We start from the raw sequence: 12,125 nt of genomic DNA on the forward strand, positions 1-12,125 counted from the left end.
TTATCGATTATTATTTCTTTTCGTCAGCAAACCTCTTTTGCTGATGGTTATCTGCATACCGGCATTATGCCCCAGCATCTTTTCGCTACCGAAATCCATCGCATAGCCTGCCTTCAACTGCCACTGATGCGGGAAATCGTAATGACCCTCTACCAGAAAACTTACATTATGATGCTTTTTTGTAAACGGGTTGCTATATGTACCCCAACCTTTCTGATAGGTGCCTAATATACGATAGCCCAACCGCTGTGTAGGCTGACCATCAAAACCCAGATGATAAGCTATGAAACGGTTGTTTCTGATATCAATATATCCGTCGTTATTATAAATAGGCGAACGGTAGAGTGGATTTCCTATCACCTGGCCCCAATGCTGCCATCCAGGATAGATGCTGTGGTTATAATAATCATCAGTACCCGCTATATGGTCTGCGATACCCGATGTACGGTCATGATTGTACGGACCACTCTGATATTTGGTATAGAGATACTCCAGCACCACATTTTTCAGCCAGCGCGAATACTTCAGATTCAGTTCGAAGCCCAGCATGATATCCTTCAGCGAATACATGAAGAAACGGCGTTTTACTTTCTTATTCCAGTCTGCGCCCTCACCATATCCATTATAGTCGAGGAGAAACATCTGGCTGTGATCTTCGAAATAATGATCGGCATAGATGGCAGCTTTCCAACTGTCAGTGTCATAATTGATACGCATCAGCCAACTGCCCAACTGGTTGCCGGCAACATTGGCATAAGCCCCTTCACCTGCATCAGAGCCCGTTGCCGACAGCGCATGCCAGAAGCCTTTCAGATTTTTCTCGGTAGGAATCTGTTCCATACTGTCACCTGTTGGACGATATGCATTGCCACCAAACTGAGCAACCATTTCCAAGCCCATTTCTATGCTGAGCGGACAGAAAGCATTCTCGTTTCCGATACGCAAGAAACCAGCCTTGCTGTGATAGAGCATGTGGTCACAATATTTAGTCTGCCGTTTCGTAAAATCATGCTGCCAGCCATCATCCGTAGTCATACCATAAGCCAGATGACCTTTCAGTTGCAGCCAGCCTCTACCAAACGGAAGCGTCCAATATTCAGGAAGCGCCAGACGAACCTGAGGTATCGGACGGGCATTGATACCCAGACACTGGCTACCACTGGAGAGCGACTGGTTTTTCAGCTCCATCGGATATTCCTTGGCACCTGCAGTCAGCACACCATAAAGCCAGCGGGCCTCCACATAAGCCTGCTGCACCACTACATGGCTGGTATAGTTTACCGGTACTGCCACATCTACTCCATATCCTACAGCCCAGCGGCGAGCAGAATCAGCAGAAAGCGGACGAACCAGACTACCTCTGAGATAGCCGTTATTCTTCTCTAAAGAACTTAATCCATGTTTGTTTGCGTTAAGCCACAATGGGGTTTTACCTTTCGAAAACGACCCTTGCATCTCAACACCATATTGTATATCTTCCCGAAGATCTATCTTCTCCGTGCCATCCCCCTCTTGCCACATATACTGTGCCATAGATGGGGCTGCCAGACTGCAAAGGGCAAAACATACACCTACCTTTATCTTATTCATAATTAAATCTATACTTTCAAGATAAAAACGTAATTATCTCTATTATATTGTATATATTCAGAAAAATAAAAAAAAGAGCAACACTTGCCTCTCATTTTTTGAGAACAAGCATTGCTCTTTTGATTGAATTATCGTTTTATCCGAAGTTATCATACATGATGCTCTCAGGATCAACTCCGAGAGAATCCAAATAATCTGTTACGGTCTTGATCAGCATTGGAGGTCCGCAGAGATAGTACTCGCAATCCTCTGGTGCCTCATGATCCTTCAAGTAGGTATCACGGATGCAGTTAACAGCAAATCCCTCGTAGTACTTCACGCCCTGAGCATCTGCCACTGGGTCCTTGCGGTCCAATGAAAGATGGAAGTGGAAGTTAGGGAATTCCTTCTCAAGCTCCCAGAAGTCCTCAAGGAAGAATGCCTCACCCAATGCACGCGCTCCGTAGAAGAAGTGCAGCTCACGGTCGGTGGTGTGCAGAGTCTTGGTCATGTGCATGATCTGCGCACGCAATGGAGCCATACCGGCACCACCACCAATCCAGATCATCTCCTTGCCAGAAGTGAAGTTAGGATGGAAGTCGCCATAAGGACCACTCATCATTACCTTGTCGCCTGGCTTCAATGAGAAGATGTAAGAAGAAGCGATACCTGTTGGCACGTTCTGGAATCCTACCTGTGGACGTGGCAAGAATGGAGTTGTGGCGATACGTACAGTCAGGGTGATGATGTCACCCTCGTCAGGATAGTTCGCCATAGAGTAAGCACGAACGGTAGGCTCTGGATTGTGAGCCTTGAGAGAGAAGATGTTGAACTTCTTCCATGCTCCGATGTACTCCTCGCCAATGAGATCCTTGTCGAAGTCCTTGTCGTAATCGATGCAGTCGTATGCAGGAATCTTGATCTGGGCGTAAGAACCTGGAACGAAGTCCATGTGCTCGCCTGGAGGCAATGCCACCTTGAACTCCTTGATGAAGCTGGAAACGTTCTTGTTGGAGATAACCTCGCACTCCCACTCTTTCACGCCCATCACGCTCTCAGGCACCTTGATCTTCAGGTCGCCCTTCACCTTGCACTGGCATCCCAGACGCCAGTGGTCCTTAATCTGCTTGCGGGTGAAGTGAGGCTTCTCAGAATCGAGAATCTCGCCGCCGCCTTCGAGCACCTGAACCTTACACTGGCCGCAGCTTGCCTTACCGCCGCAGGCAGAAGGCAGGAAGATGCCGTTCTCATTCAGCGTAGTCATCAAACTGCTGCCCTGAGGCACGTTGATGGTCTTGTCGCCATTGATTTCGATATTTACATTTCCGCTAGGGCTCAGATACTTCTTAGCCACGAGCAGGATGATAACCAGCAGGAGAATCACCACGAGGAAAACTCCGATACTAGCCAATATAAATGATGTATTACCCATATCTATAGTCCTCCTATTTTAGATTTTCAAGCCTGAGAAGCAAAGCATAGCCATTGCCATGAGGCCTACTGTGATAAATGTGATGCCGAGTCCCTGCAATGGCTTTGGCACGTCGCAATACTGCATCTTCTCGCGGATGGCTCCCATCAGCACGATGGCAAGAGTCCAACCCAGACCGGAACCTACGGCATAAACGATGCTATCCCATACTGAGGTGATAGCCTGAGTATTGGCAGGATCCATCAGGATGCGCTGCTGCATGAAGAGCGATGCACCCATGATGGCACAGTTTACGGCAATCAATGGCAGGAAGATACCCAGCGCTGCATAGAGCGATGGTGAGAACTTCTCTACAATCATCTCGACCAGCTGCACGATACCGGCGATGACGGCGATGAAGAGGATGAAACTCAGGTAAGTGAGGTCAACACCCAGAATGCCGTCGGCGCTGAGCACCTTGGTCTGCAACAGGTAATCTACAGGCACGGTGATGAGCAACACGAAGGTTACTGCCAAGCCCAAGCCCAAAGAGGTCTTCACGTTCTTGGATACTGCCAAGTATGAACACATACCCAGGAAGTAGGCGAAGATCATGTTATCGACGAAAATCGAACGGAAAAACAAACTTATTGCGTGCTCCATCTTACTTCTCCTCCTTATAAATATAGGCACGATGTACCCAGATTACACATCCAACGAGAATCAATGCCATGGCTGGCATGGTCATCATACCGTTGTTAACATATCCAAAGTCGTAAGCTCCCTCCGGAATCAGCTGGAAACCGAGCAATGAGCCGCGGCCCAGGAACTCACGAACAGCACCCATAATCACGAGGATGAGGGCGTAACCCAAACCATTACCTACACCATCGAGGAATGAAGGCCAAGGCTTGTTCATCATGGCGAATGCCTCCAAACGACCCATCAGGATACAGTTGGTGATGATCAGACCCACATACACAGAGAGCTGCACGCTCACGTCGTAGGCGAAAGCCTTCAGTACCTGGCTCACGATGGTAACCAGGGCAGCAACTACCACCAGCTGGACGATGATACGGATGCGCTGAGGGATGGTGTTGCGGATGATGGAAATAATCACGTTAGAGAATGCCGTGATGATAGTAACGGCAAGTCCCATCACAATGGCTGGCTTCAGCTGGGAAGTAACAGCCAGGGCACTACAGATACCAAGCACCTGGACGAGGATAGGGTTGTCGCCGTTCAGTGGCTTGATGAATGCCTCCTTATTTTGTTTACTAAATAATGCCATAATTTCGCTTAATTATTTAATGAATTTAGCAAGACCTTCCTTGAGCATGGCATCCACACCGTTGGATGTCAATGTAGCACCGGTAACGGCATCCACATTGTTAGGGTCGCCGGCAGGAGCGTCTTTCTCAACGCCCAGAGCGATGCCCTCTACTCCATCCTTGTGAATCTTCTTGCCCTGGAATTTCTGCTGCCACTTCAGGTTGTCCTTGATTTCAGCACCCAGTCCGGCAGTCTCGCCTTCGTGGTTGAAATATACGCCATAGATGGTGTTGTTGTCGGCATCCACGGCGATGAAGCCTGAAATACCGCCCCAGAGACCCATACCCTTTACAGAGTAAACGGTCTTCTTCTGACCATCAATCTCGCACTCGTAATACTTCATGCCGTCCTTCTCCTTCTCGTCCTTCACCACCTCTTTATATTTGGCTGCCGCAGTAGCGTTGTCAAGGTCGCGCAGGTTCAGCGAGTTCAGAATCTGCTTCTGAGTATCAAGAGCCACGTTGGCATCCTGTTTTGTCTTCAGCGAAGAAGACACGAACGCGAGCAGGAATGCCACGATTACCACGATGATAACCGAATAGATAATAGTATAGCTATTTGAATTTGTCTTCATATCTACATTCCTCCTACATTATTTAATAGCACGTTTAGAACGGCGAGAGATGTTGCTCTGAACTACACAGTAGTCGATAAGTGGAGCAAACATGTTGCCGAAGAAGATAGCGAGCATCATACCCTCTGGATAACCTGGGTTCATCACACGTACGATAACGGCGATGGCACCGATGAAGAATCCGTAGAAGTACTTACCCTTCTCAGTACGGGCAGAGGTTACAGGGTCGGTAGCCATGAATACGGCACCGAAGCAGAAACCACCGAGAACGATGTGCTCATACCAGGCGATAGGTGTCATGCCGAGAGCCTGGAAGATAAGCGCCATCACGATGCCGCCTGCGAATACTGAGCCCATGGTCTTCCATGATGCGATGCCTGTCCAGAGAAGGATGATGGCACCGATGGCGATGGCGATGACTGAAGTCTCACCGATACAGCCAGGAATGAAACCGATGATAGAATCGCAGAGACTAGCTGAAGGTATGCTGCCCTGAGCCAGCTGACCGAGAGGAGTAGCAGCTGTGAAGCCATCAGGCAGGGTGTTACCCAGGCCGAAGATAGCATCCTTAGCCACCCAGACCTTATCACCACTCATAGCCAATGGATATGAGAAGAAGAGGAACATACGGGCACCCACAGCCACATTGAAGATGTTCATACCGGTACCACCGAAGATCTCCTTGCAGAAGATAACTGCGAAGGCGCACGCCAGGGCGAGCATCCACAACGGTGTAGAGATAGGAATGATCAATGGGATGATGATACCGCTGACGAGGTAACCCTCCTGGATTTCCTCGTGCTTCCACTGAGCCCAGGCAAACTCGATGCCGAGACCAACGATGTAGCTAACCAACAACTTAGGAAGGACAGCCAGGAATCCGAAGCCGAAGACCTCGATGAAGCTGGCAGCATCCAGTGTACCTGCAGCCTTGAAATTCTGGTATCCCACATTATACATACCGAAGAGCAAAGCAGGAATCAGGGCGATTACCACAAAGCTCATGATGCGCTTCGAGTCGATGGAATCGTGGATGCTGGCTCCGCTCTTCGCTGTCGTATTTGGCACGTACAGGAAGCTCTCAAAACCGTCAAACACGCTCTCGAAGGCATGCAGCTTACCTCCCTTCTGGAAGTTAGGCTTTATCTTATTGAGATAATTTCTTAATGCACTCATTATTTAAATAATTAATAGTACTAAAACTAAGCGTTCTCCTTGCGCAGGGTATTCAAGCCCTCGCGTACAATCTTCTGCAATTCGAGCTTAGATGAATCCACGAACTCAGCCACAGCAAAATCTTCAGGACTTACCTCGTAGATACCGAGCTGCTCCTGCTTGTCGATATCGCCGGTGATGATTGCCTTGATGAGATACTCACCATAGATGTCCATCGGGAGCACCTTGTCATACTCGCCGCTCATGATCATGTGGCGCTCGCCACCCTTCACGCGGGCATCGAGATTATACTCCTTCTTCTTGCCGAAGAGCCAGGAAAGATATGAACGCGATGTAGAGAACTGATCGGTACGTGGAAGAATCCAACCCAGCATCTCGTCGTTGTCATCACCCTCTGGGATGGCTGTAATCTCTGATGTATGACCACCTACGAAATCGGCTGTAGTCGTCTTTACACCGGTAAGAGGATTACCATTGATAAGTCGCACATGGTCAGTAGCTTTCAGCTGATTGGCTACAAAACTGCTTAAAGGTGTACCTACCAAAACTTCAGCATAGCCAGGAGTCTTGATTTCACTACCAGCCACAGCTACAATCTTGTGCAAATCAACCTTACCTGTCAGGAAGAGTCTTCCGAAGAAGATAACCGATGCTGGATCTACTGTCCAAACCACCTCGCCCTTGTTTACAGGGTCGATGTTGTTCACCTGTACACCTACATTACCTGCCGGACAAGGACCGTCGAATACATTGAGTTCTACGTTCTTAGCCTCGCCAAGCGCATTGCTGTGCTGGTCAACGCCAACACCAAGATAAGTTTTCGCAATCTTGCTCAAGGCTGTCAAACCCGTCTGGAAAGCCTCTTCGTTGCCTTCGAGTTCTACCTCAAAGTCGGCTGCGAGCGGCATGTCGCGGAGGGCAGAAACGAAAATTGCCTTAGGCTTGGTGTCGGGAGTTGTGGACACAGCATAAGGCAACTGGTTGATGTATCCGAAGAGACCAGCCTCAAGCAGCGCCTGCTTGACAGCCTCACCGTCTAACGCATCAACGTTTTTCTTACCAAAATCCGTAGAGGTCTGTACTGCGTCGGCCTTCACCTTCACGCAGAGCACCTTTCGGCGCTCACCTCTCTCAATGGCGGTTACTTCTCCGCTCACTGGCGAGGCAAACTTCACCTCCGGGCAAGCCTTGTTCACAAACAAGGCATCTCCGGCATTGACATGATCGCCCTCGCGTACCACTACCTTAGGAGTCACACCCACGAAAGCCGCAGGAACCAGCGCATACTCGCCAGCCTGAGCCACCTGGAGCGTTACATCCTTGGAAGCCTTACCCGTAAGGTTAATGTCCAAGCCTTTACGTAACTTAATTACATTTGCCATAACTACATTAAAAAATATTATATATAAACTTACTAATCACTTCAAGATATATGCGTCAGCGCCCTCATCAAGACGCTATACTGGCCATCTGCCATAAAACATATATTTTATCTACTTCTATGCTGAAACTTCTAAACGTGCTGCAAAAATAGTGAAAAAAAGTGATATAAAAAAGAAAAATTGTGTGAATTATTCGATTTTATGCCGATTTTTCAGTAATTTTGTCGCAAAATTCAAATTAGTAACATTTTTGTAAACTAGAGAAAGCAACTCTGAAACATTTAAAACATATCATCAATAGCATTATATGGACGCTGGCTGCCGTCTATTTCTTGCTTGTCGTACTGTTGCACGTGCCACCAGTACAGGCCTTCATCGGCTCTGAAGTAGCCGGTGCACTGGCTCAGAAATTCGGCACTCAGGTAAGTATCGGAAAGGTGAACCTGGGCTTCTTCAACCGCATTATCATAGACGACGTGATGATGCTCGACCAGAAGGGCGACAGCATGATCTGTGCTTCGCGCGTATCGGCAAAGCTCGATTTCCTGCCTTTGAAGGATGGCAAGATTTCGGTTTCATCTGCTCAGCTCTTCGGTCTCAACGCCAACATCTACAAGCAGGATGCCAAGAGCCCAATGAACATCCAGTTCGTGCTCGATTCGCTGGCTTCGAAAGATACCACCCGCCATACTCCGCTCGACCTGCACATCGGAAGCCTGATTATCCGCCATGGTGCCGTTGCCTACAACCAGCGCGATATTGCGCCTAAGCCGGGCGTCTTTTCGCCGCAGCATCTAGGCATCACCGACCTCTCTGCCCACATTATTCTGGGCCATCTCACCGACAAAGATATCCATTTGGCTGTCAAGAAGATAGCGCTGAAAGATAAATCAGGACTTCAACTCAGAAATCTGAGATTCAAACTCGATGCCGACCAGCAGCAAGCCCTGCTCAGAGACTTCAGCATCGAGCTCCCTCATTCGCAATTGCAGTTTGATGACCTGCGCGCTACCTACCGCATCGAGAACAAGCATATCGTAAAGCCTACACTCCAGTTTCAGGGCGGCATCAAGCCGTCCGTCATCACGCTTGCCGATATTGCCTGCTTCGTGCCTGAACTCCGCAAGTTCAAGGATGCCCTGCAGCTTCATCTCCAGTTTTCGGGCACCAGTACATCTGCCCGCATCCATAACCTCGAATTCAAGACTCAGAGCGGCAGTCTGCTGCTCAGGGCTAACGGCCGTGTGAGCGATTGGGACCGCCTTCTGCGCTGGAAGGCAAACATCTCAGCCCTCAAGATATCAGGCGATGGCATCGGAGAGGTTTCCAGAAATCTAGGCAAACGCATCAGCATTCCGAAAGAAGTGCTGCGCCTGGGCGACATATATTATATAGGTGAAGTATATGGTGCAGGCAAGAACGTAGGCACCCGCGGCCAGCTGAAGACCGGCGTGGGCGAAGTAGCCATCAAGGCAGAAAAGGCTGGCTCCGAGCTCAAGGCTAGCATCAATACCCAGGGCATCAACCTGGGCCGAATCCTCGACAACGGGCAGTTCGGCATCCTGGCAGCATCGCTTTCGGCTCACGGCAACAAGCAGCATTTCTATGCCAAGGGCAGCATTCCGCGCTTCGATTTCAACAAGTACAGCTACCGCAACATTCAGATAGACGGCAGCTATAACCGGGGATTGCTCGAAGGACTCGCATCCATCGCCGACCCTAACGCCAACATCCAGGTAGAAGGCTCCTACTCCATCCCCCGCAAGCAGTATGCCGCAACAGCCCATGTTCAGCATCTGCTGCCAACCATCCTGGGACTGAAGGTAGCCGACAAGACCTACAGTCTCAATGACATCACCGTAAGCGCCAAGAACCAGGGCAAGGACAGCTATTTCGACCTCGAAGCCCCGTTCGCCAGCATCCATGTTGACGGAGAGTACGATTACGCTACCCTCACCAAGAGCTTCACCAACCTGGTAGCCAGCAAACTGCCTACCCTTCCGGGCATCGGCAAGGTAGACAGGAGTGCGAAGAACCATTTCACCTTCCAGGCAGAAATCACCTCTACCGAGATTCTGCAGCGCATGCTGGGCATTCCGCTGAAGATAGAGCAGCCCGTCTTTGCCGATGGATTCATGAACGATGCCGAGAAAACCGTCAACATCTATGCCAACGTGCCTGACTTCAGCTATGGCGCAAAAGACTATCATGGCGTCAAAGTGCGACTGCATACCATCAACGATTCGCTCAAGGTAGATGCACAGATCAGGCAGGGCAAATGGGGAGATAACGGACCGGGCATCCACGTAAAGGCAGCCGCTGCCGACAACCAGCTCTTCGCCAAGCTCTTCTACGACAACCATTCGGCTAAGCTCCCTATTCAGGGCATCATCGATACGAGGGCGCAGTTCTTCAAGAACGAGAATCATGTTTCTACCGCCCACGTAACCATACACCCGTCTGAAATCAGAATCGACGGCACGCCGTGGGAGGTTCATCCTGCCGACATCATCTACAGCAAGAACCGCCTGCTGGTAGACCATTTCGCCGTGAGCCACGACCAGCAGCACGTCATCGTTTCCGGTCTTGCTACACCCGAGAAGACCGATTCTATCGTAGCTGATTTGAAGGATGTAGATGTAGCATACGTGCTGAACCTCGTCAATTTCCATTCGGTAGATTTCACCGGCAAGGCTTCGGGCAAGGCTATCATCAAGAGCCTCTTCAACGACCCTGATGCCTACGCCCAGCTAGACGTGAAGGAGTTTACCTTCGAAAACGGACCGCTCGGTGTGCTCCATGCTGGTGTCAACTTCAACAAGGAGCTCGAACAGATTGATATTCATGCAGTTGCCGATGATGGTCCGGAGCATCAGACGCTCATCAACGGATACGTCTCGCCTAAGCGCAACTATATCGACCTGGGTATCGATGCCCAGGGCACCAGCATGAAATTCCTCGAGAATTTCTGCGGCAGTTTCATGAACCAGGTAGAAGCCTGGGGCAATGGCCATCTCAATGTGGTGGGCGATTTGAAAAACATCAATCTCGTGGGCGACCTTACCGCTCACGGCAAGGTGCACCTCAAGCAGCTCAACACCGATTACACCTTCGATGCGCTCCATGCACACGCTATCCCAGATGATATCCTCATAGAGAATGATACCATCTTCGACCGCAACCGCAACATAGCCATCCTGAGCGGAGGCATCCACCACAAGCACCTCACCAGGCTGAGCTACGACCTCGATATCAAGGCGCACAACTTCCTGGGCTTCGATACCCGCGAGTTTGGCGACAACACCTTCTATGGCACCATCTATGCCACGGGCGAGGTAGGCATCCACGGCAAGAGCGGCGAAACCGTCATCGATATCAACGCCGAGCCCGAACCGGGCAGCATCTTTGTATATAATGTGGCAAGTCCGGACGCCATCAGCGACAAGAGCTTTATCCACTGGCACGAGATTGTGCCGGATATCATGGACAGTCTGAACGGGGCTCCAACCACGAAACAGAGAGAGGATGACATCGATTTCGAATCGGATATGCGCATCAACTTCCTCGTAAACACCAACCAGAACCTCACGCTCAAGCTGATCATGGACGAGCAGTCGGGCGATTACATCACCCTGAACGGAGATGGCGTAATTCGCGCCAACTACTTCAACAAGGGCTCGTTCGACATGTTTGGCAACTATGTGGTAGACCACGGCACCTACAAGCTCACCATCCAGAATCTCATCAAGAAGGAGTTCGAGTTTATGCCGGGCGGAACCATCGCCTTCGGTGGCAATCCATACAACGCCCCACTCAATCTGCGGGCTAAATATACCGTAAACGGAGTGCCGCTGAGCGACCTGCGCATAGGCCGTTCGTTCTCGGGCAACAACATCCGCGTAGACTGCCTGATGGACATCACCGGCACGCCTCAATCGCCTAAGGTAGATTTCTCGATGGACCTGCCTACGGTTAACAGCGATGCGAAGCAGATGATCTACTCTATCATCAATTCGCAGGAAGAGATGAACCAGCAGGTGCTCTATCTCTTGGGCATCGGCCGGTTCTACGCCCAGACCAACAACAACCAGGTGAGCGAGGATGGCGAACAGCAGAGTCAGACTTCGCTGGCGATGCAGAGTCTGCTGAGCGGTACCATCTCGCAGCAGCTGAACACCGTACTTTCCAACGTGGTAAAGAGCAACAACTGGAATTTCGGTGCCAACATATCTACGGGCGATGAAGGTTTCAACAATGCCGAATATGAGGGCATTCTGAGTGGCAAGCTGCTCAACAACCGGTTACTCTTCAATGGCCAGTTCGGTTATCGCGACAATCCGAATGCCACGCAGAGTTTCATCGGTGATTTTGACCTCCGCTACCTCATCTTCCCTAACGGCAATCTCGCCATACGCATGTACAATCAGACCAACGACCGCTATTTTACGCGCAACAGTCTGAACACGCAGGGTCTCGGCCTCATCATGAAGAAAGACTTCAACGGCCTCCGCGATTTCTTCGGCATCAAAAAGAAGAAGAAGAAAAAGAAATAAAAGCCAAAAAGAGGGTGTGTCATAACCAGATGACTCACCCTCTTTTTTATTTTCAGATAACCGTCGCCTAATATGAGTCCAGTTAAGATTGTGTACAAACTCGTACACTTTTCCAAAATCAGGAAACA

General features: G+C 49.9%; 8 protein-coding genes. 1 reads left to right on the forward strand and 7 read right to left on the reverse strand.

The genetic code is table 11. From position 1 onward, the window contains the following. The 7 genes from ONT18_RS05605 to ONT18_RS05635 form a co-directional block, all read right to left on the reverse strand. Positions 1–1,590, reverse strand: coding sequence for a capsule assembly Wzi family protein (locus tag ONT18_RS05605; protein ID WP_264904446.1), 1,590 nt, complete (start codon positions 1,588–1,590; stop codon positions 1–3). A 136-nt stretch (positions 1,591–1,726) separates the two neighbouring features. After that, complete coding sequence (nqrF, locus tag ONT18_RS05610; RefSeq protein ID WP_089542481.1) at positions 1,727–3,001, reverse strand: NADH:ubiquinone reductase (Na(+)-transporting) subunit F; 1,275 nt, start codon at positions 2,999–3,001, stop codon at positions 1,727–1,729. Between the two features lie 18 nt (positions 3,002–3,019). After that, positions 3,020–3,643 (reverse strand): NADH:ubiquinone reductase (Na(+)-transporting) subunit E, encoded by a 624-nt coding sequence (gene nqrE, locus ONT18_RS05615; protein WP_117664010.1) that lies wholly within the window; start codon positions 3,641–3,643, stop codon positions 3,020–3,022. Position 3,644: 1 nt separating this feature from the next. Continuing rightward, positions 3,645–4,271 carry an NADH:ubiquinone reductase (Na(+)-transporting) subunit D gene (locus tag ONT18_RS05620; RefSeq protein WP_217326190.1) on the reverse strand — a complete coding sequence of 209 codons (627 nt, stop codon included), beginning with the start codon at positions 4,269–4,271 and terminating at the stop codon, positions 3,645–3,647. A gap of 12 nt (positions 4,272–4,283) precedes the next feature. Beyond that, a complete protein-coding gene (locus ONT18_RS05625; RefSeq protein ID WP_117586728.1) occupies positions 4,284–4,886 on the reverse strand; it encodes an FMN-binding protein in 603 nt (200 codons plus the stop codon). A gap of 18 nt (positions 4,887–4,904) precedes the next feature. Further along, on the reverse strand, positions 4,905–6,062 hold the full coding sequence (locus ONT18_RS05630) for an NADH:ubiquinone reductase (Na(+)-transporting) subunit B (RefSeq protein WP_264904447.1): 1,158 nt from the start codon (positions 6,060–6,062) through the stop codon (positions 4,905–4,907). 26 nt (positions 6,063–6,088) lie between these two features. Continuing rightward, on the reverse strand, positions 6,089–7,444 hold the full coding sequence (locus ONT18_RS05635; protein ID WP_264904448.1) for a Na(+)-translocating NADH-quinone reductase subunit A: 1,356 nt from the start codon (positions 7,442–7,444) through the stop codon (positions 6,089–6,091). 353 nt (positions 7,445–7,797) lie between these two features. On the opposite strand from ONT18_RS05635, the gene ONT18_RS05640 reads away from it, so the two are divergent. Then, a complete protein-coding gene (locus ONT18_RS05640; RefSeq protein WP_264904449.1) occupies positions 7,798–11,997 on the forward strand; it encodes a translocation/assembly module TamB domain-containing protein in 4,200 nt (1,399 codons plus the stop codon). Positions 11,998–12,125: the final 128 nt, after the last annotated feature.

Source organism: Segatella copri (assembly GCF_026015295.1).
GTDB classification, from domain to species: Bacteria; Bacteroidota; Bacteroidia; order Bacteroidales; family Bacteroidaceae; genus Prevotella; species Prevotella copri_C.